The sequence below is a fragment of the Polaromonas sp. P4_F9 genome (assembly GCF_056401235.1).
The window spans coordinates 23,840-45,801 of the sequence record NZ_JBFUJT010000029.1; the positions used below are offsets into that span (position 1 = coordinate 23,840).

Sequence of the window (21,962 nt, forward strand, 5' to 3'; positions counted from 1 at the left end):
GGCTGTATCAACGGCCGTCGTCCAGCCACGCGGATAGGAAGGCCACCAGCGTCGAGCCCACCACGCCGGGGTTGTAGCCGCCTTCCTGCACCAAGACTGACGGCAGATTTAACTGCCGGACCAGCCGGCCGATGGCCGAGAATCCAGCATCAGTCAGCAGTAGGCCCTGTGCCGGATCGTATTCGTGAGCATCGAGCCCGAGCGACACCACCAGTGCTTCAGGTGCGTAGGCAACGATGCAGTCCAGAGCGACTTCTAGCTGGTTCAGGTAATGTAAGTCCGTGGTTCCCGCAGCCAGCGGTACGTTCAGGGTATAGCCTTCGCCGGCGCCTTCGCCAGTCTCGTTAGCGTAGCCGCTGAAAAAGGGGTGGTAGTCTTCTGGGTGGCGGTGCAGCGATGCAAAAAAGATGTCTGGCCTTCGCCAAAAGATGTCCTGGGTGCCATTGCCGTGGTGAACGTCGAGGTCGATCACCGCAATGCGAGCAAAGCGCGTGCGCAGATGTTCTGCAGCGATAGCCGCATTGTTCAGGTAAGTGCCGCCACCAGCCATGTCGGCATAGGCGTGGTGCCCTGGCGGGCGACACATCGCATAGCTGCAGGTAGCGCCGTTCATTACGGTATCGGCGGCCGCAACCGCGAGGTTGGATGCCGCCAGCGCTGCTTCCCAGGTATTCAGCCCTATGGGCGCGAGTTGGTCGTGAAAGTGATAGGCAGCGCGGCCGACGATAGATGAAGGATAGCTACTCTGATGAGGCCGGCGCATAGCGAAGACGTTGGCATGCACCTCTGGCGATGTGCCCGGGGTCCTGGACCATTGCTGATGTGCCTGCGTCAAGAAGTCAAGGTAGCGACTTTGGTGCACGCGCCGGACCGGCTCCAGGCCGAACGTGGCTGGCTCGCGCACCGCCACACCCAATGTCGCCACTGCATCCAGCATTCGGTCGATGCGGACGGGGTCGTCGCGCGATGGACGCCAGCCGCCCAGTGCGCCTAGTAGGCCAGGTCGGTGCAGCGCGTGCAACGGAGTGTGGAACACCTCGATGGGCTGCACCGGTTGGGCCATGTCCTTCAGTTGGACACCCACTTGGCAAAGCGCTGTTGCAATTCGTCCAAATGGTCGGCCCAGAAAGCGGTGTTCTGCAGCAGCGGCGCATCGGTGTTCTGTGGCGCGTTGGGCAAGCGGTCGAGCACTGACTTGGAAAGTGCGCTCTGCGCCTTGGGATTGACCGGGCCGTAGGAGATGGTCTCGGCGAAGAGCTTTTGCTGCGGCACCGAGGTCATGAAGTTGATCAACGCGACGGCTTTGGCTTTGTTCGGCGTGCCTTTGACTACTACCCAATAGGTCGGGCCATAGATCTGGTTCTTCCACACCATCGCCAGCGACTTACCTTCCTTGTTCGCAGCATCGACCCGGCCGTTATAGGCGGACGACATCGCCACGGCGCCGGACGTAAGCCATTCGACCGGCTGCGCACCAGACTCCCACCACTGGACGTCTTTCTTCAACTGATCCAGCTTGGCGAATGCGCGATCTTGGCCGGCTTTAGTCGCCAGCACCTTGTAAACGTCGGATGCCGGTACGCCGTCGGCCATCAGCGCGATCTCCAGGGTTTGCTTGGCCTGTTTGCGCAGCGCCCGCTTGCCCGGCCACTTCTTTGTATCCCAGAAGTCCGCCCACGACTTTGGTCCGTTTGCGACGCGCTTGGTGTCGTAGCTCATGACCTTAGCCCACAGCATTGTGGGCACGCCACAGGGGCTAAGCGACTCTTTGGGTAGATCGAGCGTGGAGGGCGCAACCGCACGCCAGTCAACTTTCTCGAGAAGGCCGGATTCGCAGCCCACCACAACGTCTTCTTCGTCCATCTGTACCAAATCCCAGATCACGTTGTTGGCTTCGACCATGGCCTTAACTTTTGTCAGCCCCACGACGTTTGTGTCCTCTACCAGTTTCTCGGATTTGGCGGCCGCATAGGGCTGCCAGTAGGCTTTCCGAAAAGCCTCTTGGAGCGATCCACCGACGCTGACGACGGTTAGGTCGCGTGCGCTAGCGGCGGTAGAGAGTAGGGTCAGTGCGGCGATAGCGAGAAGGCGAATGCGAAACGAGGAAGGCATGGAAAACTCCTTGAGGTTAGCTAAGATCAGGGTGGAGAAGCAGACGCGAGTAGAACGATTAGTCGAATTGGGTCGGCAGCGTTCAAGGTTTGAGCTTGCTGGTCAATCCATCCAGGAAGTGGACGAGGTTGGTGCCAATGTGGTCGCAGTCGTAACCGCCTTCCTGCACCATGACGCAAGGGAACCCGAGATGACCCAGTCGCTCGCCGATGCGGCGGAATCCTTCGGTCGTGACGCGCAGGCCCTTGAACGGGTCGTTCTCGTGCGCGTCCAGGCCGAGCGAGATCACCAGCGCGTCCGGCTGGAAGGAGTGAAGCCGGCGGCAGGCGTGTTCCAGCGCCACCAGGTAGGCGTCGTCGCCGGTGTCGGCTGGCAGCGGTAGATTGAGGTTGTAGCCCAGACCGGCGCCTGAGCCGCGCTCCTGTGCATAGCCGCAAAAGTAAGGGTGGTAATTCAGGGGGTCGCGGTGAATTGAGACGAAATAGACATCGTCGCGCTCATAGAAGATGCCCTGCGTTCCGTTGCCGTGATGGACGTCGATGTCGATCACAGCTACGCGTCGTCCGTGACGCCTGAGGGTCTGCGCCGCGATGGCTGCGTTGTTGAGGTAACAGACACCGCCGCCCCGTTCGCGGTAGGCGTGGTGCCCTGGCGGGCGGCAGATTGCATAGGCCGCCGGCGCGCCGTCGATCACACGCACGGCGGCATCAACGGCCAAGTTGGCCGATGCCAGGGCCGCCGCATAGGTGCCGGGGCCGATGGGCGAGGCCAGGTCCTGCATGTGGTACCCGGCCTGGCCGACCACGCGCTCTGGGTAACCGTGGTGAAGGCCGTGTACGGCGAAGACGTTGGGGACGATTTCGGCCGACGCTCCGGGGATATCGGACCAACGTTTGTGACCGTCTTCTAGGAAGCAGATGTAGTCCGGCGTATGCACGTCGGCCACCGGTGCCAGGCCATGCTCGGCCGCGGTGACTAGCTCGCAGCCGGCCGCAACTGCAGCGTCGCGCAGGAACTCTGCGCGGTCGATGCGCTCCTGCGCCGGCGTGAAATTACCGGCGACAAAAAAGAAACTTGGTTCATGCTGGCGGTGCAGCGGCGTGTATAGAACGGGAAGCATTTGTTGTCTTTCGAGAGGGAGAGGGGGTGTTACCTGTTTGGCTCAGGGGGTACCACGGGCGGCGTGCGGTAGCCCGCCGTCTCGCCGCCATCGACCGTCATGATGGCGCCGTTTACAAAGCTGGCTGCGTCCGACAGCAGCCAGCAGATGAGCGCGGCCACCTCGCCGGGTTCACCGAGTCGACCTGCGGGGATGCGCCGTGTCAGGGCCGACAGCCGCGGGCCGTCCTCGATCACGCGAGCCATCATTCGCGTCGCGATCTGGCCAGGACAGACCACGTTGAAGCGGACGTGGTCGCCGAACTCCAATGCCAGCGCCTGCGTCATCGCGATAACCGCACCTTTGGATGCGCAGTACGCGGCAAGCCCCTCCTCGCCTACCTTGCCAGCGATAGATGCGACGTTGACGACGGCACCGCGCGAGGCGATTAGTGCTGGCAGGGCCGTGCGGGTGAACTGAAACACAGACCGGGTATTCACCGCCATTACTCGGTCCCACTCTTCCACGCTAGTTTCGAGGAAGGCCGTGCGCGACGAGGTGCCGGCGTTGTTCACGAGACCGGTGATACGCCCGTGGCCGAGGGCGAGCGCGCGGTCGCAGGCCGCCTGGACCGCGTCCGGATCAGCCCCGTCCGCCATAGCGAAGGTCGCGCCAGGGGTTGTGTCTTGAAGCGCTTTTCCAGCGGCAGCATCCCGTCCGGTGAAGAGAACGGGCGATCCGCCCGCTGCCAGTTGCTTGACCACTGCCGCGCCGATGCCGTGGGTACCACCAGTGATGATGATCATATGTTTTCCTTTTCCATTTCGTACGGCACCGGCGTATTGCGTGGGTCGCTGCCGGTGCGGTGCCAGTAGCTGCGCTGCAGCTGCTCCGTCATAGGCCCGATCCGACCGTCACCGACGGGTCTACCGTCCAACTGCGTGACAGGCATGACGCCGCCGGCCGTACTGGTAATGAAGATCTCATCAGCGTCTTTCAACTGCGCGCGTGGCATAGCCGTCAACTGGCATGGAATGCCGAACTGTCGCGCCATGTCGATCACCGTGCGACGAGTCATTCCTTCGAACACGTTGCGCTCGGGCGTGGTAAGCGCGCCGCCTTTCACCGAAAACACGTTAAAGCCTGCGCCTTCCGTGACGTTGCCTGCGCTGTCGGACAGCACGGCTACAAGCGCACCCTGGTCGTAGGCATCGAAAATGCCCATCGTCAAATCCAGCCAATGGAAATTCTTGATGCGTGTGTCCAGTGCTTCGGGTGCGATGCGTTGCACGTCGCTGATGACCATCGAGACGCCGCGCTGCTGCTGTTGTTGTGTTGCGATCCAGACGAAGGGTTGCGAGAACGCGTAGAAGCGGTTTGTGCATTCGCGGGGGTCGCGCGAGCCGCGCGGCGGAACGCCTCGGGTGCAGGTCATCTGCACATAGGCATCGCGCAGGCCGCTCTTGGAAACGCATTGCTCCAGAATGTGCCGTATTTCCGCATGGTTCAAGGGCAAGGACATCCGCAGCTGCTCCATCGACCAGAAAAAACGCTCGATGTGATCGTCCAGCCGGAAGAAATTGCCTTTCCACACATGAGCTACGTCATAGGTGGCATCGGAGCGCAGGAAGCCACGGTCCGTAATCGGGATGCGTGCGTCGCGCAGGGGGACGTAATGGTCGTCGATGTATGCGACGCCTTCGGAGTAGTCTGAAATCATGCAGAGGCCTTGTCGGTTGGAACGGTATGCGGTGCGCGTTGGCTGAGCCATGCGGACAGTGTCAGAGCGATCGTCGCGACGACCATGAGAAAGGTCGACATGGCGATGATGGATGGGTCAATGGTGTCGCGTATTCCATCGAACATTTGGCGCGGGAGGGTACGCTGGCCAGGACCACCAATAAAGATTGCCACCACCACTTCATCGAACGAGGTAATGAAGGCGAACAGGGCGCCCGACACAATGCCTGACAGAATGAGTGGCATAACAACGGTGAAAAAGGCGCGCAGGGGAGATGCCCCCAAGCTGTAGGCCGCGCGCAGAAGCGTCATGTCGAACTGCTGCAGCGTGGCGGTGACAGTGATGACGACAAAGGGCGTGGCCAAGATGGCGTGAGCCAGCACCAGGCCAGTCAGACTCGCGGTGAGGCCAAGTCGCGAGAACAGAAAGTACATACCCAGACCGGTGATGACCGAAGGCACGATCATCGGTGCCATCAGAAAGCCAAGCAGTGTGCGTTTCGCCGGCAGGTTGCGCCGTGCAAAGGCAAACGCGGCCAACGTGCCTAGCGTTGTGGCTATTAAGGTAGATAACACACCTACTATTAGGCTGTTGCGCAGTGAGTCTGTCCACGGGCCAGATGAGAACACTCGCTCATACCACTGCATCGACAGGCCGGGCAGTGGGTACGAGAGGAAAGAGCCCGCACTGAAGGAGATCGGAATCATGGCAAGCAGCGGAAGTAGCAAAAACGCCACCATAACTGCGCCGAAAATGAAGTGTGCTTTAGTAGCCAGCCGTGCGATTGTTTGATGCGTCATGCTCTGTCCTTACTTAATACCAGCGAGTTGTTTCACGCCGAGAGTGGAAGCAGCAATCAGGTAGACCGCCATGATGCAGCTCAGCAGTACTAGGCCCAGAGCCGATGCCATGCCCCAGTTGACCGTATTGTTGGCATAAAAGGCGACGAAATAGCCCAGCATCTGTTCGCGCGCACTGCCCACTAGCGAGGGTGTGATGTAGTAGCCCGCTGCCACGATGAAAGTCAGCAACCCGCCGGCGGCGACGCCCGGAAGACTGAGGGGCAGGTATACGCTGAAAAAACCACGAACCGGGTGAGCCCCCAGCGAGGCCGAGGCGCGCATAAGGTGCGGCGGAATTCCCTTGAGGCTGTTGTAGATCGGCAGGACCGTGAAGGGCAAAAGAATGTGGACCATCACGATGTAGAGGCCCGTACTGTTGAAGATCAGCGTCAACGGCTGATCGACAATGCCGGCCGCGCTGAGCAGGCTGTTGATTAGGCCATTTTCTTGCAGCACAACGATCCAAGCAGTGGTACGTGCCAACAAGGACGTCCAGAACGGCAGCATGATCGCCAGCGTGATGACATAGGCGACCGACCGCGAGGCTTTGGTCAGCAGCGACGCCAACGGATAGCCCAATAGCAGGCAGGTCAGCGTCACGCCGGCGGCAATGCCCAGCGTACGACGAAGGATGTCCAGGTAGATCCGCTGATCCGGCTCTGCTCGGACGATGTCGCCGCTGTCGGCTTGTTTCAAGTCGAGCGCGGCCAGCAGGTAATGACCAGTCAACGGAGTCGATGCTCGCTTCAGCGCCGCCCAGTAGCTCACGTCACCCCAACGTTCGTCCGCGTCTATCAGCCAATCTTTGGCGCCCTCTGCAGGAGGTGGCGACTCGCCGAGCGTTCGGGCCGTTTTCATCACCAGAGTGCGGTAGCCGCCGATTTCATAGTTAAGTCGTCGTGCCAACTCGCCGACCACCCTCGTTCCTTGGCCTTCCGCCAGATCGGCGGTCAGTGCCGCGAAGGCATCGGGACCGGGTAGTTGCTGCCGGTCTCCCCGCCATGTCGCTAATGCCGCCACCGTGCGCGGCAGCGCCTGGCCCACTTCAGGGTTATCCACGGCGCGGTAAATCATCATGGCCAAGGGAAGGATGAAGAATACCGTTCCGTACAACAACACGGGAGCCATCAGTAACAGCGAGATCACCCTTTGCCGGCGGTCAGCGCGATGGGTGGCCTCCTTGAGTGAATGCGCCGGTCGCTGAGGCTCGTTGGTGGGCACGGCTGTCGCCGGCGGCGACGTTTGCAGGGAGGGGATCGCGGACATCAACGCGTACCTGCGAAACAGCGGGACGGCCAGACTCCTGCGCTGCGCGCGCCATGAAACATGCGTTTCAACATTGTTCGACTGAACGAGATCAGCAGAAGGGCAGGTTGGGCGCTTGGTTGGTTGCGCGCGTCGTGGGTGATCGACATAAGGACTCCATAAATGTTTGAAACCACAAGACAAGCTCTGCTCAAGTGGTGTAGGATATATCCTATATTACATTTTTGCTAACTACAAGTTTTTTTACGCATGAAGGATAGAAATGTTGAAACCCATCGTTCGCTCCATCCGGCCAGCACGTTGCAGAACCCTACTGAGGGAGTTGCTATGCTGCAATTGAAAGACACGACACTTCTTCGCGAGCGGGCCTACGTTGCCGGTCAATGGGTGGGGTCTCGCAGCGGTCAAACCGTGGAGGTGATCAATCCTGCCAGTGGTGCGGTCATCGGCAGCGTCCCGCTGTGCGGTGCAGACGAAACGCGCCAGGCGATTGCTGCAGCGGAAGTCGTGCAGCGCGCATGGGCTGCGGTGCCACCGAAAGACCGCGCACTGATCCTGCGCGAGCTGTCCGGCCTGATGCTCGCTAACGCCGGGGATCTCGCGCTCATCATGACCCGCGAGCAGGGAAAACCGCTGGTCGAGAGCCGAGGCGAAATCGCTTACTCGGCCTCATTCATCGAATGGTTTGCGGACGAGGCGCGCCGGGTATACGGAGACACAATTCCGTCGACCCAAGGCGACCGTCGTATCCTGGTCATCCGGCAGCCGATTGGTGTGACGGCGGCTATCACCCCTTGGAATTTTCCCATGGCCATGCTGGCGCGCAAAGCGGGCCCGGCGCTAGCGGCCGGCTGCGCGATGGTGGTCAAACCTGCATCTCAGACGCCGTTTTCAGCGCTGGCCTTCGCTGTGCTGGCCGAAAGGGCAGGCGTGCCGCCTGGTTTGTTATCCGTGGTGACGGGTTCTGCCAGCCAGATTGGCGGTGAGATGACTTCGAGCCCGATCGTGCGAAAGCTGAGTTTCACTGGCTCGACAGATATCGGCCGGCTGCTGATGCGGCAGTCTTCCGACACCATTAAGAAACTCTCGCTGGAGCTCGGCGGCAATGCGCCGTTCATCGTGTTCAATGATGCTGACATCGACGCGGCCGTCGAGGGCGCCATGGTTTCCAAATACCGAAATACCGGACAGACCTGCGTGTGCGCCAATCGCCTGTATGTGCAACGCGACGTGCTGGAGTCTTTCACACAAAAACTGGTTGCACGGGTTCATGCGTTGCATGTAGGCGATGGGATGCACGAAGGCGTGACGCAAGGCCCGCTCATAGACGACAAGGCTGTGGTGAAGATAGAGGAGCACATCGCTGACGCCGTAGCGAAGGGCGGGAAGGTGTTGGCCGGCGGCAAACGCCACGCGCTAGGCGGCCGGTTCTTCGAGCCGACGGTGATCGGCCAAGCGACGCGCGACATGCTGGTAGCCCGCGAGGAGACCTTCGGCCCACTGGCCCCCATTTTTGCCTTTGACACAGAGGAGGAAGTTATCGCCAGCGCCAACGACACCGAGTTCGGCTTGGCCGCCTACTTCTATAGCCGTGACGTCGGACGCGTGATGCGTGTGGCCGAACAGCTGGAAGCCGGCATGGTGGGAGTTAACACGGGGCTGATCTCTACTGCCGAAGCGCCATTCGGCGGCATCAAGCAGTCGGGTCTAGGCCGCGAGGGCTCGAAGTACGGCCTCGATGACTATCTGGAACTCAAGTACATCTGTCTGGCTGGCCTGTAGTACATGCCCCTGAAAACGCTCCGGCCTCTGTGAAATCAGGATATATGATATATTATCGAAAGAGAAAATGACATCTAATCACAACCAATCATCAACAGGCTTCCTGCCGACTTCCGCACAGATGGCTTTATTGCGCGAGAAGGCGCGTTTCGTGCGGCTGGAGACAATCCGGCTCATCGAGATTGCCAAAGTCGGGCATTACAGCTCGGTGTTTTCAGCCGCCGAAATCTTTGCTGCGCTGTATTACGACGTGATGCGCATCCGCGCGAATGAGCCCAAATGGCCCGATCGCGATCGCTTCCTCATGGGCAAAGGTCACGCCGCAGTGGGCCTGTATCCCGTGCTGGCCGAGTACGGCTACATCGACAAGGAAACGCTGGACGGCTATACACGCCTAGGAAATCCATTGGGCGATCACCCCGATATGCGCAAAGTCGCAGGCATCGACTTCAGCTCCGGTTCCATCGGCCATGCTCTTTCCGCAGGTGCTGGCATGGCTTACGGCGGCCGCATCGCTGGACGCGACTTCCATACCTTCGTCATGCTTGGCGACGGCGAGATGCAGGAAGGACAGGTTTGGGAGGCCGCGATGTTCGCAGCCCATTACGACCTGAATCGCCTTGTTGCCATCGTGGACCGCAACGGCTTCCAGCTCGATGGGCGCGTCGATGACGTCATTGGCGTGGAGAGTCTGGTCGATAAATGGCGCGCCTTCGGCTGGGAAACTCACGAAGTTGATGGTCACGACCTGAGCGCCCTGACAGCGCTGTTGCGCCGGATCAAGGCCGACACCGACCGATCAAGGCCTGTCTGTGTAATTGCTAAGACGCTGAAGGGCAAAGGCGTCTCCTACATGGAAACCGAACCGGGATGGCATTTGGGCTACCTTGCGCCCGAAGACGCCGCGTTGGCCGTGCAAGAAATTATGACGAATGAGATCTGATACATGACTTACCTAGTTTCCCCCGATAGCTGGCAATACCGCTCCCTCAATGCGATCACGCCAGGACTGAGCGCGCTATCTGATGCTCTCATCGAACTGGTTGAGGCCGGCCACCCGGTGGTGGCCGGATCGGCCGATCTGCAGTATTCGAACGGCCTGAGCAAGTTTGCTGAAACCTATCCCGAGCGGTACATCCAGTTTGGGATCTCCGAGCAGAACATGGTGTCGGCTGCGGCTGGTTTGGCGACGACGGGGCAGATGCCCTTCGTCGCTACTTTTGCGTCCTTCCTTGCGTTGCTGTGCTGCGAACAAATTCGCATGGACGTGGCCTACAGTGCGTTGCCGGTTCGGCTGATAGGGCATCACACGGGCATCTCGCTCGGCTTCTACGGCACTTCGCACCATGCGACCGAGGACATCGGCACCATGAGGTCAATTGCCAACCTGACCATCATCTCTCCAGCCGACGGCCCGCAGCTCAAAGCCGCAATCAAAGCTTCTGTGAATTGGCCGGAACCGATTTATTTCCGTATCGGCCGCGGCCGGGATCCGGATATCTATACGGATGACACGCCATTTCAGATTGGCAAAGCGATTGAACACGGGGAGGGCAGCGAACTGACAATCATCGCCTGCGGCATGCCTGTGAAATCTGCTCTTGACGCGGCCGCGGCGCTCAACGCCGAAGGCCGGTCAGTTGGCGTAATCGATATGGCCACCATCAAGCCGTTGGACCGGAACGCTGTGCTTAGAGCTGCCGCGCGTTCTGCCGCGTTGATGACGGTGGAAGAGCACAATATTATGGGTGGTCTAGGAGCGGCAGTCGCCGAGGTTCTAGCCGATGAAGGTTGCGGTGTGAAGCTATTTCGCCACGGCATTAAGGACGAATACAGCCTGATTGCCCCGCCGACTCATTTGTACCGTGAATACCAACTTGACGCGGTGGGTGTCGAAGCCGTCGCACGCCAAGCACTAGCCAAGCAAACCTGATCCGCGCTTGGTGAGATATCCCAGGCAATGATTTGTTGCGCAAGCGGCGTCTTCTGAACCCTCTATCTCTGCAGCGCAGATGTTGTACTCCGGTGCACTGCTGTCGCCGCCTGACTAAGGAAAACTATGAAAGTCATTGTTCTGGGCGGTGGTGTCATCGGCACCAGCACAGCTTATTACCTGGCTCGTGCGGGCGCGCAGGTCACTGTGCTGGATCGTCAGCCTGGCCCGGCGCTTGAAACTAGTTTTGCGAATGCGGGGCAAGTGTCGCCGGGCTATTCGACGCCGTGGGCGGCACCGGGCATTCCGCTAAAGGCGATGAAGTGGATGCTCCAGAAGCACGCGCCGCTTGCAATTCGATTGGACGGCAGCCTGTTCCAACTGCGCTGGATGGCCGAGATGCTGCGCAACTGCGAGCCGGATCGGTATGCCGTCAACAAGGAGCGCATGATGCGCGTAGCCGAATACAGTCGCAGCTGTCTGCAGAAGCTCCGTGCCGACACCGGCATCCAATACGAACAGCGAGCCGGCGGCACGCTCCAGCTTTTCCGCACGCAGGCTCAGCTCGACGCGGTGCATCGAGACATCGCCGTGTTGCGCGAGTGCGGTGTTCCCTACGAGCTGCTGTCGCGCGATCAACTCGCCGGTGTGGAACCTAGCCTGGCGCAGGCGCGTGACCGCCTGGCCGGTGGCCTGCGCCTTCCCAACGACGAGACCGGTGACTGCCATCGCTTCACCACCGCGCTAGCTCAGCTCGCGCAGGGCTTGGGGGTGGACTTTCGCTTCAACCAGTCGGTCGAGCGCCTGGTGATAGAAGGCGGACGGATCGCAGGGGTGATCATTGACGGTGCGACCGGCCAAATAGTTCACACGGCCGATCGTTATGTGTTGGCCTTCGGCAGCTATTCCCGCAATGTCCTGGCTCCGCTGGACATCGACCTTCCGGTCTATCCTGTTAAGGGGTATTCGCTGACTGTTCCTTTGACTGACCCAGCCTTCGCGCCGCAGTCTACAGTCCTGGATGAGTCCTACAAGGTCGCTGTGACACGCTTTGACAATCGCATCCGCGTCGGCGGCATGGCCGAACTAGCCGGCTTTGACCTGCGCCTTAATCCGCGCCGCCGCGCCACGTTGGAGTTGGTTGTCAAAGACCTTTTCCCTGGCGGCGACGTGGCGAACGCAACTTTCTGGACAGGCCTGCGTCCGATGACACCTGACAGCACGCCTATCGTTGGCTCCACAAGGTACGTCAATCTATTTTTGAACACTGGCCACGGCACGCTGGGCTGGACTATGGCCTGCGGCTCGGGCAAACTTGTCTCGGACTTGGTGACCGGGCGGCGGCCTGATATCAGCACTGCTGGACTCGGTGTTGATCGTTATCTTCCTCGGAGGAAATTGGCCGAGCCCATGTCGCCGTCAACTGCTGCGTTATGACGCGCCTTTCCGAGGCTCGAATCGACCTAGAAGCACTGAATATGAGTTCAAAAGGCTCAAAACAGGTGGGCAAACCCCGAATAGCTCGCTATCACTGAAAGACATCAGCGATTTCGACTCAGGCGGCTTTAGGTGGAATGGCACTTACATAAGCCGCATGACGTTGAAGTCACGGGCGTAAGCACTTGAATTTTAAGGAAAAAGGAGGTGGCTGACCCATGGATTGATAGGATGGTTGTTACTACGCACCCAAACCATCTTTCCGAAGGCCAGCCACCATGGATCGTAACGCCCGAAGCGTTTTGCATCAACGTCGAACCCGTATCGGACGCCGGTCGCGGGCGACCCAGGCGGTGGAGTTCTTCAACGTGCTGACGAGTCCCGAGTTGCTGGAGACGACCGAGGCGTTGCGGCCCGAACACCGCGAGCGGCTGTATCCGCCAACGGTTGCGCTGTCGATGTTCATGCGCCAGGTGCTGGAGGCCGATGGCTCGTGTCAGAAGGCGGTTAACGGCTGGACTGCGCAACGCGCGGCCGATGGTTTGAGGCCATGCAGCGTTCGTAGCGGCGGGTACTGCCGAGTGCGCCAGCGCCTGCCGCTGGAGATGGTCAGTACGCTGACACACGAAACAGGCCCGTTTGCTCAGCGAGAAGGCGCTGGCGCAATGGCTCTGGCGTGGGCGCTCGGTCAAGCTGGTGGATGGCACCGGGATATCGATGCCCGATACCCCGGAGAACCAAGCCTTGTATCCCCAGCCCAACAGCCAGGCCCCCGGGGTGGGTTTCCCCCTGGCGCGACTGATCTTGGTGATTTGCCTGGCCACCGGCGCGGCGCTCGATGTAGCGATAGGGCCGCACAGCGGCAAAGGCAGTGGCGAGCTCGGACTGGTGCGCCGTCTGCTCGAAGGTTTCTCCCCAGGCGATGTGATGCTGGCCGATGCCCTGTATTGCAACTATTTCCTGATCGCCACGCTGATGGCCGCGGGCGTGGATGTGCTGTTCGAGCAGAACGGCTCGCGCATCACCGACTTTCGCCGTGGCCAGTCGCTGGGCACGCGCGATCACCTGGTGCGCTGGCCCAAGCCGGCCCGCCCAGAGTGGATGACGCCCGAGCAGTACGCGCGCGCCCGATGAACTTACACTGCGCGAAGTCAAAGTCGCGCACCAGGTGCTGGTCACCACGCTGCTCGATCATCGACGGGTCAGCAAGGATGATCTCTCGGCCCTGTACGCGCGTCGCTGGAACATTGAGCTGGACCTGCGCAACCTCAAAACCACGATGGGCATGGACGTACTGAGTTGCCAGACGCCGCAGATGAACGAGAAACAGCTGTGGGTCCATCTGCTTGGCCTACAACGTGATCCGTCTGCTCATGACGCAGGCTGCCTGCAATGCCGGGATAGACCTGCGCAGCCTGAGCTTCAAGCACACGGTGCAACTGTGGACCGAGTGGGTGGCGCGAGGACTTTCTGCCACGAAGGATTGCCAGCGACTGTTCACGTTGAGCGCTCAATGCCGGGTTGGTCATCGGCCCGGACGCATCGAGCCGCGAATGCGAAAACGAAGGCCCAAACCCTATCTCTGGCTGAAGGTTCCGCGCGACCAGGCTCGCCAACATGGCGAGAAGTATGGTCATGCGTATGAGCCAAAGTAAGTGCCATTCTCACTAAGGTGGCAGATCGCTGTCGCAAAGGCTACAGCCCCGCGGGCGGCTTTTTCACGCGGCTTTTTCCAACACTGGAGTGACCTTGGCCAGAGACCCTGGCCCGCCCGTACGCGGCCAAGAGCATCCGAAGAAAGCTTCGATACACGGCCTCCAAACGAGAAAAATCAAGTGCGTCCATGGTCGTCAACCCGGCACAGTTAATGATGTTTACCAATTGAACGCAGATCTCCTGCGCTGGGGCGTCGGATCGCAACTCGCCGACCTGAATAGCCTGGTTCAAGCCGATCAGGACAGCGTCGGCGAGGTCCTTGGAGAACTGATGTACGGTCTTTGAGCTTTCAGCGCTTAGAGCATCTTCCTCTCCGCGCATTCTGGTAATTAAGCTCCAGCCCTGACCCCCGCCGTTCGCATTGAAGTGTTCGTAGCGAGCGCGGTTGAGCGCGATGGTTGCTTCCACCTTCTGCGCGACGGTCATCGCCTCGTYCACCCACACACTGCGAAAGCGCTCGGTCACCTCCGAGATGTACCTCGCGATCACCGCGTCGATGAGGTCACTCTTGCTGCCGAAGTGGTAGTGCACATTGGCGCGCGTGATCTGAAGYTTCTCGGCGATGTCGCCAAACGTGCAGCCTCGAACGCCGAMYTTGACGAGAAGCTCTTGCGCGACGTACTGGATTCGCTCACGCATGTCGCTTCCGGCATCCGGCGCCGCGTCTCCCTCTGGGGCGTTTTCAGGTGAAGGCTGTTTTTGTAGCAAATCCAARTTCTCCCAGTGTGTGTCTAACAAGGTGCACCGTCGCCCAAATGTTGCGCASGCGGCATGGATACGAACCGCATGGGTGCAAGACAAGACTTGACGGCTCCCGATTAGACCATTCGGGTTTATCCCCATGAAACAGTTGACCACAAATACTTGCTTACATGCAAGTAAGTTTGGTAGACTTCCCATTGCCTGCGCTGGAAAATCGCCGGCATTTCCCTTACATCACAAGGATATCTATGTCGAACTTTTCCTCTGGCCTCAGCTGGACGCGCTGCGCGGCCCTCGGCGCACTGTTGTTCAGTGCTCTTGTCGCCTCGGCACAAACCTTTCCTGCCCATACGATTGAACTGGTCGTGCCCAACCCTCCGGGTGGCGGAACGGATGTCGTCGGGCGAGCGATCGCTGAAGCCGCGCAGAAGCATCTGAGCCAGCCCATGGTCGTGATCAATAAGCCGGGCGCAAGCGGCAGCATCGGCTTGGGCGAGGTTGCACGTGCGAAGGCGGATGGCTATAAGCTGGCCGTCCTGATTCCTGAAGTCACCTATCTCGCAACTCTCGGCATCGGGACGATTTCGAACGAAGACTTCGTTCCGCTGGCACAGTTTTCGCAAGATCCTGCCTCAGTTACGGTCCGTGCGGATGCGCCCTGGACGACAATCGAAGAGTTCCTGGCGGATGCGAAGGCCCGACCAGAATCGGTGCGCATAGCGAACTCCGGCAATGGGGGGAGCTGGCACGTTGCCGCGGCCGCCCTTGAAGACAAGACCGGTGTGAAGTTTCTGCACGTCCCGTACCAGGGTTCGGCTCCAGCATTTATGGCGTTGCTCGCAGGCCAAGTGGATGCCACGACCGTTGCCCCCGGGGAGATGGCGCAGCACATCAAGGCCGGAAAACTCAAAGTGCTCGCAGTGATGGCGCCTCAACGTCTCCCCGGCGAATTCAAGACCATCCCGACCCTCGCTGAGCGGGGTGTGAACGTCACGGTCACAGTCGCACGAGGCGTCGCAGCACCGAAGGGAACGCCCGAACCAGTCATCTCCTTCCTGCGCACGACGCTGAAGCAAGCGAGCCAAGACCTCGCCTTGCGCAATCGGATCGCAGCGCAATCGCTGAACTTCCACTACGCAGACGGGCCTGAGTTTGCTGCATCTTTGGCACGTGATGCTCAGGTCTTCCGGCCTCTAGTGAGCCGCCTCAAACTGAACCGGGAGAACTGATGTACCAACTCGAAAACAAGACCGCCGTCATCACTGGAGCCGGCGTTGGCATCGGAAAGGGAATCGCCCTGCGCCTCGCAAGCGAGGGGGCCAATGTCGTCGTGCTCGATCGAGACGAGGAAACCGCCCGCGCCACGGCCGACGAAGTCAGGCGGATGGGTCGCCGGGGTGAGGCGCTATGCGTTGACGTCGGCGATTTCGAGCAGGTACGTCATGCGATCAAACATTCCATCGAAGTATTCGGCGCCGTCGATGTGCTGGTGAACAACGCTGGCATCAGCCCTATGGGCCTCCTCGTTGACACATCGCTTGACACGTTCGACCGCGTCATGCGAGTCAACGTAAATGGGGTATTTCACGGCTGCAAGGCCGTGGGCCCTCATATGATGGAGCGCAGGAGCGGCAAGATCGTCAACATCGCGTCGTGGTTTGGCAAAGTCGGCAAGCACAGTTTCGGGGCCTACTGCGCGTCCAAGTTCGGCGTGATCGGTTTGACCCAGTCGCTTGCGATGGAGATGGCTGAGTACGGCGTCAATGTGAACGCCGTCTGTCCTGGAACGATTGTCGAGACGGCCATGCGCGAGGAAACCGACCGTGAAGCGATCCGCCTGGGTCGACTGACCGCCAAGCAGCGCGAGGGTCAGATTCCAATCGGTCGCGTGGGCTTGCCGTCCGACATCGCCAACGTCGTCGCGTTCCTTGCTTCGGCAGAGTCGGACTACATGACCGGGCAATCGATCAACGTGACTGGCGGCTTGCTGATGCATTGAGCGAGGCAGAGATGAGTGACTTTCGTCTAGGGTACTTTGAGGCTGGCCATGGCGAAGCAGTTGTGCTTGTGCCAGGCCTCGGGGGACTGGGGCGCTTTTGGCGCCCGGTGGTCGATGAGCTTGCGCCGCGACATCGAGTGATCGCCGTTGACCATCCGGGTTTGGGTGGTTCGTCGCCCTGTGAACGGCATAGCATTGAAGGCATTGTCGAAGGTGTGTTGCAACTGCTGGACAAGCTCGATATAGGCAGGTGTGTGGTCGTTGGCCACTCCACCGGAGGCCTGGCAGCCCAAGCACTTGCGCTAGACCATTCGCAGCGCATTCGGGCTGTTGTGCTCAGCAGCACATGGGCTGCGGCGGACCGACGCTTTCGTGACCTGTTCCGGTTGAGACAGCACGTCCTGCAGCATGCGGGGCTTGCCGCGTACGAGTCCCTGGGCCAGCTCATCGGCTATCCGGCTGAGTGGTACGAGGCACAGCTCGCCAGTAATGTGCCGCCGACCCTCGCCGGTGCACACCAGGACGAGAAGGTCACGGTCATTCACGAGCGCATAGACATGCTTTTGGGGTACTCGCGGGCTGAGAGCCTTGGCCAGATGTCACTGCCGGCTCTTGTTCTTGGCGCCGAAGACGACCAGATTGTGCCGTTGTCCCACGCCTACGACTTGCAGGCGCGGATACCTCAGGCGCGCTTGGCAACGCTGCGGGGCGGCCACTTTTCACCGCTAACCCGAACCCGCGACTACGCGGCCACGCTCTTTCAATTCATTCGCGACTACACATGACATTACCGAGCACCCCACCGCGCGTTGCAGTTTTAGGATGCGGCGTTATTGGAAGTCGCGTCCTTCAACTGCTCAGTGCCCACTTCCCCGAAGTTCCCAGCGCAGTTCTGCCGCGGAAGCCAGCTTCGGCTCCCAAGGGCATTGAACAACTCTGGTCAGCCGCTGCCCTCAAGGCGTGGGCTTCGCAGGTCGTTGTTGAATGTGCAGGCCATGAGGCGGTGAGATTAATCGCGGCACCGCTGCTGATGGCCGGCTGCGATGTGGTTCTGGCTTTCATTGGTGCGCGTGGAGACGGGGCATTGCGCTCGCAGTTGCAGGGCGCCTCGCGTTCTTCAGGTGCCCGCCCAATTACCGTGGCTGGCGCCATCGGAGGGTTAGATGCGCTGACTGCCGTACGGCTTGCGGGCCTGGATGCGGTCATCTATACAGGGCGCAAACCGCCCCTTGCGTGGAAGGGCACGCCTGCGGAATTGAGCCTCGATCTCCTGAACGTGAACGTCCCGACCACTGTGTTCGACGGCAGCGCCGCCGACGCGGCTGGCTTGTATCCCAAGAACGCGAATGTCACGGCGGCGGTTGCCTTGGCAGGCATCGGGTTTGACAGAACGCAGGTTCGGCTGATTGCTGACCCGGCGGTGTCGCGCAATGTGCATGAGCTTCACGCTGTTGGGCCCTCCGGAGATCTGTCCGTGCGGCTGGAGAACGCTCCGCTGCCCGACAACCGAAAACATCGTGGCTCACATTTCTCAGTATCGAGGCCGAGCTGCGCAAGTATCTCGACGCACCGTGATTCACGAACTCAGGGAATACACACTCGCCGAACAGGATGGGCCTGTCTACCGAGGCCTTCTGCTGAATGCGAACTGTCCGGAGGACATTTCACCCCCACGACCCGGACGGCAGACTATATGCGCCTTGTCGCCGCCTTCCTTGGAGAGTCACTTTGAAAGCAACTATGTCAGTTTCACGCATCGCGGTACTTGGGCTGGGCGCCATTGGGAGGCGCGTGCTTAGCAGCCTGCAAGGCAGTTTGATGCCAGAGGCCAGCTACGCCGCATTCGATCACCAAGCCCTCACAGGCACGACAGCTGAATGGCAGGGCGTTGAGCGATTTGTGAGTGCAGAGGGGTTGATCGACTGGCGCCCACAGCTTGCTATCGAGTGTGCAGGGCACGCCGTGGTGTCATCGTTGGTCCCTGATCTGTTGCGGCGGGGTGTCGACGTCCTGATCGTGTCGATTGGTGCACTGGTCGACGAGGAATTGCGGAGTTGCCTACATAGCGCAGCACTTGAAGGAGGATCAAGACTGTTGACGGTATCGGGGGCCATCGGTGGTCTCGACGCGCTGGACGCAGCCCGCAGCGCCGGATTGGACGCCGTTGTCTATACCGGCCGCAAACCGCCCATTGCGTGGCGCGGAACACTCGCGGACGGTCCATTTAATCTGGCCAGCATAGCGGTTCCAACGGTAATCTTTGAAGGCTCTGCAGCTGATGCGGCCCGCTTGTATCCCAAGAATGCCAATGTCACTGCAGCGGTGGCCCTGGCAGGGATCGGCTTTGATGGTACGGATGTGCGCCTGATCGCAGATCCAGGCATAGAGCAAAACGTGCATGAACTCGATGTGCGTGGTGCATTCGGACGTTTCAGCATCCACCTCGAGAACAACCCTCTTCCGGATAACCCCAAAACTTCGTGGCTCGCGGCACTCAGCATTGAAGCGGAGCTCCGAAAACACTTACGACTTTCCATCAACCCAACCCAAGGAAGGGATTCGCTATGAGATTAGCCAACAAGTGGTGCGATGTTCACCGTGGACGGTGGTTACACCGCGTGGTAGGCGACTGTTCGGAAAGCGAAACATGATCCACGAGCTTCGTGAATACAAATTCAAGCAGCAGGACTGGCCCAAATACAGGCTTCTGTTTGAAGACTATGGCATGCCTGTGCGCCGAAATGATTTCGGTCGCTTGCTCGGTGCGTGGGAGTGCGATGCCGAAGTCGGCATGGTGGGTTTTGTGCATATCTGGGCCTACGATTCCCTGCATGCAAGGGCTGAACTGCGGGTTCGCCTTGGCCGCGAGAAGGCTTGGACCGATCAATTTATTGTCCCGGCCCGCCCACTCATTCAATCCCAGATCCTTAGCGTTTTGAACCCTCTTGGTACAACGCCGGAATTGGCCGAAGCTGTCAGTCGTCTTGGCTATCTGCACCGATATCGTTGTGCAGTGGGCGGTGCGCCTGCACTTGCTGACCACCTCAAAGGGCTTCACAACGTGTGCTGGACAACAGAGTTTTCTGATCCGAACGAAGTAGCTTGCCTGACAAACGAAGTTGATCCGCTTCGTGCAATGAATGCTGAAGAGGCGAACCCCGTAAAGAAGCTCTCCATGCGAAGCTTCAAATTGAATCCCATCAAAACCAGATGGCTTTAGCTTTAGCCCAAAAAAGAAACCAACTCACGAGGCCTTTATGAACCAAAAACTCCAACCCCTCAGCTTTGACGACCCGAACGGTCAGTCCGCAGTAATTGCAGCCGATGTTTCGGAAAGTTACTGGCAGCCGCAGCCGGCGAATGGATATGCAGAAGTCATCTTGTCACCRCGAAACATTCGCTCAGTGCATCGCTTCTCCTGCGGCACACAAATGCTTCCTCCGGGTGGAAGCGTACGGCTCCATTCCCACGATCGGAGCGAGGAAGTTCTCTACGTGTTAGAAGGTGAGGGCGCTGCAGAGGTAGATGGTAAGAGCTACCGGATGGCCCCCAACACGACGCTCTACCTTGGACACAACCAGAGCCACACGTTTACTAATGACGGAACCACCGATTTGAAGTGGGTGTGGTTCTTTATGCCCGGTGGACTTGAGGACTTTTTCCAAGGGATTGGCACGCCTCGCCAGGCCGGCCAACCTGCGCCGGAGTCGTTCGCACGTCCCGATGATGTAAAGGCCATCGAGGCAGCGACAGTATTCGCATCGAACTGATGCTCTTTCGTCGGAACTCGACTGAGCGCAACGGGTTCAGTACCCGTTTCTCACGCCACCAATGACGGACGGGCCGATGCAGTCCGCTTTGCTTTGAAGCCGAGCTGAAGTTTCCTGAATGTCTGACCCTGACCCGGTTTCCTTACCGCTCAGAAGTTGGGATTTCCGGCTCCTGGTTGCTCTGCAGAACGGGATTGGAATCCGTTCTGCAGAGCGAACTCTTTCGGTGTTTGCCAGTCTAGCGCACTGTGAGGACTGGCCTCGTTATAGAAGCTCCCACTGCTCTATTTTCTCCTGGGCATCGGCCAAACTCGAGCGTGAAGGGTTACATGCTGATGAAACAACAAACCCGGACTTGACCCGTTTCCACGGACACGTTGAGCTTCTTCAATGGACATCTGATGACGTTCCCCCCGAATTTGGGGGGCCGGCAGTTCAGACGGCAATGATGCTAAGGCAAGCGTTTCGGAGGAGCTATGAAGTATTTTGGATGCTCAATGTAGATACACCGACACGTTGCATGCACTCCACCCAACTGTTTTTCGAAGTGGATGTATAACTGCTGACGAGCTTTGGATCAGGTAGTTAGTCCGTGAATGTTGGGCTTAACCAACTCGTCAAGCAACGAACCTTCGGGCAAACTGCGGACGATATGTCGGCGACAAAAGCTCACGAATTCCTGTGCCGCGCGTGATTGGGCCTGGCGGGGGTTGAAAGCCAGCAATGCACGAAAAGGCAAACCGAACGCCAGCGGTATGCAGCGCAGGCCAAGCGCGACGTAGTCACGCGCCACCAAGGGGTTGGTCACTGCCAGGCCGGCGCCCGCCAGCACAAGCGCGCACTGCGTCGCGCTATAAGGGGTTTCAATCACAAAGCGCGGCTCGATGCCTGCTTGCGCAAATGCCACTTCCAGGCGCCGCTGCGCAGGGTCCAGCGATGACAGGCCCACCAGTGGCACCTCTCGCAGATCCTGAATCTGCAGCGACGATTTCCGCGCCAGCGGATGGGCTGCAGGCATGACGCACACGGCAGCTACCTCATAAAAGAGTGAGGAAATCAAGCCGCTTGTGTCGGCCTCATCGCCAAGAAAGGCCAAGTCAACAGCACCCTGAAACAGGGTCTCTCGCAGCACCTTGGAGCTGTCCACCAGCAACTGGCAGCGGGTACGCGGGTAACTGCGCTGGAATTCAGCCAGCGCCCACGGCATGACGCTGGCTGCCAGGGCATGCAGCGAGCCGATCCGCAACACGGTTTCTTCGTGCGACTGTAGCGCCACGATTTTTCGCTGCACCGCATCCAGGCCGTCATAAACCCGCTCCACCTCTTCCATCAAGGCATGTGCCTCGGGGGTCGGCAGCAGCTTGCCTTTAGGGCGCTCAAACAGCTTGAGGCCTGAGCGAATTTCAAATTGCTGAAGTATCTGTGTCACAGCTGGCTGGCTGACATGCAGCGCGGCGGCGGCGCGATTGGCCGTCCCGAGTCGCATGACCATACGAAACACTTCTATTTGACGCGCGCTGACGTCTTTGAGATCGTGCACCAGCACTTCCTTTATATAAGGTT

At 59.6% G+C, this 21,962-nt stretch carries 20 protein-coding genes and 1 pseudogene; 12 read left to right on the forward strand and 9 right to left on the reverse strand.

Annotated elements, in window-relative coordinates; all coding sequences use genetic code 11:
* Window positions 1–7 precede the first annotated feature (7 nt).
* The 7 genes from AC1DUB_RS21585 to AC1DUB_RS21615 all read right to left on the reverse strand — a co-directional run bounded on the left by AC1DUB_RS21585 (window position 8) and on the right by AC1DUB_RS21615 (window position 7,015).
* Window positions 8–1,063, reverse strand: coding sequence for a histone deacetylase family protein (locus tag AC1DUB_RS21585; protein WP_477731234.1), 1,056 nt, complete (start codon window positions 1,061–1,063; stop codon window positions 8–10).
* A gap of 5 nt (window positions 1,064–1,068) precedes the next feature.
* A complete protein-coding gene (locus AC1DUB_RS21590) occupies window positions 1,069–2,112 on the reverse strand; it encodes an ABC transporter substrate-binding protein (RefSeq protein WP_477731235.1) in 1,044 nt (347 codons plus the stop codon).
* 82 nt (window positions 2,113–2,194) lie between these two features.
* The gene (locus AC1DUB_RS21595; protein ID WP_477731236.1) at window positions 2,195–3,232 is read right to left on the reverse strand and encodes a histone deacetylase family protein; all 1,038 of its coding nucleotides are present in this window, start codon (window positions 3,230–3,232) and stop codon (window positions 2,195–2,197) included.
* A gap of 29 nt (window positions 3,233–3,261) precedes the next feature.
* Entirely contained in the window at window positions 3,262–4,017 is a 756-nt protein-coding gene (locus AC1DUB_RS21600) for an SDR family NAD(P)-dependent oxidoreductase (RefSeq protein WP_477731237.1), read from the reverse strand.
* On the reverse strand, window positions 4,014–4,931 hold the full coding sequence (locus tag AC1DUB_RS21605) for an aminotransferase class IV (RefSeq protein WP_477731238.1): 918 nt from the start codon (window positions 4,929–4,931) through the stop codon (window positions 4,014–4,016). The genes AC1DUB_RS21600 and AC1DUB_RS21605 overlap by 4 nt, the downstream gene beginning before the upstream one ends.
* The gene (locus tag AC1DUB_RS21610; protein ID WP_477731239.1) at window positions 4,928–5,752 is read right to left on the reverse strand and encodes an ABC transporter permease; all 825 of its coding nucleotides are present in this window, start codon (window positions 5,750–5,752) and stop codon (window positions 4,928–4,930) included. Before AC1DUB_RS21610 ends, AC1DUB_RS21605 begins: the two co-directional genes overlap by 4 nt.
* Before the next feature lie 9 nt (window positions 5,753–5,761).
* Complete coding sequence (locus tag AC1DUB_RS21615) at window positions 5,762–7,015, reverse strand: ABC transporter permease (RefSeq protein WP_477731240.1); 1,254 nt, start codon at window positions 7,013–7,015, stop codon at window positions 5,762–5,764.
* A 372-nt stretch (window positions 7,016–7,387) separates the two neighbouring features.
* Here AC1DUB_RS21615 and AC1DUB_RS21620 point away from each other — a divergent pair, with 372 nt between their 5' ends.
* The 5 genes and pseudogenes from AC1DUB_RS21620 to AC1DUB_RS21640 all read left to right on the forward strand — a co-directional run bounded on the left by AC1DUB_RS21620 (window position 7,388) and on the right by AC1DUB_RS21640 (window position 13,867).
* The gene (locus tag AC1DUB_RS21620) at window positions 7,388–8,842 is read left to right on the forward strand and encodes an NAD-dependent succinate-semialdehyde dehydrogenase (protein ID WP_477731241.1); all 1,455 of its coding nucleotides are present in this window, start codon (window positions 7,388–7,390) and stop codon (window positions 8,840–8,842) included.
* Between the two features lie 67 nt (window positions 8,843–8,909).
* Window positions 8,910–9,785, forward strand: coding sequence for a transketolase (locus AC1DUB_RS21625; protein ID WP_477731242.1), 876 nt, complete (start codon window positions 8,910–8,912; stop codon window positions 9,783–9,785).
* A 3-nt stretch (window positions 9,786–9,788) separates the two neighbouring features.
* Window positions 9,789–10,775, forward strand: coding sequence for a transketolase family protein (locus AC1DUB_RS21630; RefSeq protein WP_477731243.1), 987 nt, complete (start codon window positions 9,789–9,791; stop codon window positions 10,773–10,775).
* 126 nt (window positions 10,776–10,901) lie between these two features.
* Window positions 10,902–12,212 carry a D-amino acid dehydrogenase gene (locus AC1DUB_RS21635; RefSeq protein ID WP_477731244.1) on the forward strand — a complete coding sequence of 437 codons (1,311 nt, stop codon included), beginning with the start codon at window positions 10,902–10,904 and terminating at the stop codon, window positions 12,210–12,212.
* Window positions 12,213–12,490: 278 nt separating this feature from the next.
* Window positions 12,491–13,867: pseudogene (locus AC1DUB_RS21640) on the forward strand (IS4 family transposase).
* A gap of 40 nt (window positions 13,868–13,907) precedes the next feature.
* On the opposite strand, the gene AC1DUB_RS21645 reads toward AC1DUB_RS21640, so the two are convergent.
* Window positions 13,908–14,567, reverse strand: a complete 660-nt coding sequence (locus AC1DUB_RS21645; RefSeq protein WP_477731245.1) for a TetR/AcrR family transcriptional regulator — start codon at window positions 14,565–14,567, stop codon at window positions 13,908–13,910.
* A gap of 311 nt (window positions 14,568–14,878) precedes the next feature.
* Here AC1DUB_RS21645 and AC1DUB_RS21650 point away from each other — a divergent pair, with 311 nt between their 5' ends.
* From AC1DUB_RS21650 to AC1DUB_RS21680, 7 genes are all read left to right on the forward strand, one after another.
* The gene (locus tag AC1DUB_RS21650; protein ID WP_477731246.1) at window positions 14,879–15,859 is read left to right on the forward strand and encodes a Bug family tripartite tricarboxylate transporter substrate binding protein; all 981 of its coding nucleotides are present in this window, start codon (window positions 14,879–14,881) and stop codon (window positions 15,857–15,859) included.
* Window positions 15,859–16,629, forward strand: a complete 771-nt coding sequence (locus AC1DUB_RS21655; RefSeq protein WP_477731247.1) for an SDR family NAD(P)-dependent oxidoreductase — start codon at window positions 15,859–15,861, stop codon at window positions 16,627–16,629. Before AC1DUB_RS21650 ends, AC1DUB_RS21655 begins: the two co-directional genes overlap by 1 nt.
* Before the next feature lie 11 nt (window positions 16,630–16,640).
* Window positions 16,641–17,414, forward strand: a complete 774-nt coding sequence (locus AC1DUB_RS21660) for an alpha/beta fold hydrolase (protein WP_477731248.1) — start codon at window positions 16,641–16,643, stop codon at window positions 17,412–17,414.
* Window positions 17,411–18,361, forward strand: a complete 951-nt coding sequence (locus AC1DUB_RS21665; protein WP_477731249.1) for an aspartate dehydrogenase — start codon at window positions 17,411–17,413, stop codon at window positions 18,359–18,361. Before AC1DUB_RS21660 ends, AC1DUB_RS21665 begins: the two co-directional genes overlap by 4 nt.
* An 8-nt stretch (window positions 18,362–18,369) precedes the next feature.
* Entirely contained in the window at window positions 18,370–19,197 is an 828-nt protein-coding gene (locus AC1DUB_RS21670; RefSeq protein WP_477731250.1) for an aspartate dehydrogenase, read from the forward strand.
* 79 nt (window positions 19,198–19,276) lie between these two features.
* Entirely contained in the window at window positions 19,277–19,849 is a 573-nt protein-coding gene (locus tag AC1DUB_RS21675) for an NIPSNAP family protein (RefSeq protein WP_477731251.1), read from the forward strand.
* A gap of 37 nt (window positions 19,850–19,886) precedes the next feature.
* Window positions 19,887–20,399 carry a cupin domain-containing protein gene (locus tag AC1DUB_RS21680; RefSeq protein WP_477731252.1) on the forward strand — a complete coding sequence of 171 codons (513 nt, stop codon included), beginning with the start codon at window positions 19,887–19,889 and terminating at the stop codon, window positions 20,397–20,399.
* Between the two features lie 577 nt (window positions 20,400–20,976).
* Here AC1DUB_RS21680 and AC1DUB_RS21685 read toward each other — a convergent pair.
* Window positions 20,977–21,939 (reverse strand): LysR substrate-binding domain-containing protein, encoded by a 963-nt coding sequence (locus AC1DUB_RS21685; RefSeq protein ID WP_477731253.1) that lies wholly within the window; start codon window positions 21,937–21,939, stop codon window positions 20,977–20,979.
* Window positions 21,940–21,962 lie beyond the last annotated feature (23 nt).

What these genes read in the sequence shown, in the direction of transcription:
- AC1DUB_RS21600 (WP_477731237.1), bottom strand. Translation starts at nt 4,017, where the DNA reads ATGATCATCATCACTGGTGGTACCCACGGCATCGGCGCGGCAGTGGTC.
- AC1DUB_RS21610 (WP_477731239.1), bottom strand. Translation starts at nt 5,752, where the DNA reads ATGACGCATCAAACAATCGCACGGCTGGCTACTAAAGCACACTTCATT.
- AC1DUB_RS21675 (WP_477731251.1), top strand. Translation starts at nt 19,277, where the DNA reads ATGATCCACGAGCTTCGTGAATACAAATTCAAGCAGCAGGACTGGCCC.
- AC1DUB_RS21625 (WP_477731242.1), top strand. Translation starts at nt 8,910, where the DNA reads ATGACATCTAATCACAACCAATCATCAACAGGCTTCCTGCCGACTTCC.
- AC1DUB_RS21650 (WP_477731246.1), top strand. Translation starts at nt 14,879, where the DNA reads ATGTCGAACTTTTCCTCTGGCCTCAGCTGGACGCGCTGCGCGGCCCTC.
- AC1DUB_RS21660 (WP_477731248.1), top strand. Translation starts at nt 16,641, where the DNA reads ATGAGTGACTTTCGTCTAGGGTACTTTGAGGCTGGCCATGGCGAAGCA.
- AC1DUB_RS21595 (WP_477731236.1), bottom strand. Translation starts at nt 3,232, where the DNA reads ATGCTTCCCGTTCTATACACGCCGCTGCACCGCCAGCATGAACCAAGT.
- AC1DUB_RS21585 (WP_477731234.1), bottom strand. Translation starts at nt 1,063, where the DNA reads ATGGCCCAACCGGTGCAGCCCATCGAGGTGTTCCACACTCCGTTGCAC.
- AC1DUB_RS21620 (WP_477731241.1), top strand. Translation starts at nt 7,388, where the DNA reads ATGCTGCAATTGAAAGACACGACACTTCTTCGCGAGCGGGCCTACGTT.
- AC1DUB_RS21605 (WP_477731238.1), bottom strand. Translation starts at nt 4,931, where the DNA reads ATGATTTCAGACTACTCCGAAGGCGTCGCATACATCGACGACCATTAC.
- AC1DUB_RS21665 (WP_477731249.1), top strand. Translation starts at nt 17,411, where the DNA reads ATGACATTACCGAGCACCCCACCGCGCGTTGCAGTTTTAGGATGCGGC.
- AC1DUB_RS21670 (WP_477731250.1), top strand. Translation starts at nt 18,370, where the DNA reads ATGTCAGTTTCACGCATCGCGGTACTTGGGCTGGGCGCCATTGGGAGG.
- AC1DUB_RS21655 (WP_477731247.1), top strand. Translation starts at nt 15,859, where the DNA reads ATGTACCAACTCGAAAACAAGACCGCCGTCATCACTGGAGCCGGCGTT.
- AC1DUB_RS21635 (WP_477731244.1), top strand. Translation starts at nt 10,902, where the DNA reads ATGAAAGTCATTGTTCTGGGCGGTGGTGTCATCGGCACCAGCACAGCT.
- AC1DUB_RS21630 (WP_477731243.1), top strand. Translation starts at nt 9,789, where the DNA reads ATGACTTACCTAGTTTCCCCCGATAGCTGGCAATACCGCTCCCTCAAT.
- AC1DUB_RS21590 (WP_477731235.1), bottom strand. Translation starts at nt 2,112, where the DNA reads ATGCCTTCCTCGTTTCGCATTCGCCTTCTCGCTATCGCCGCACTGACC.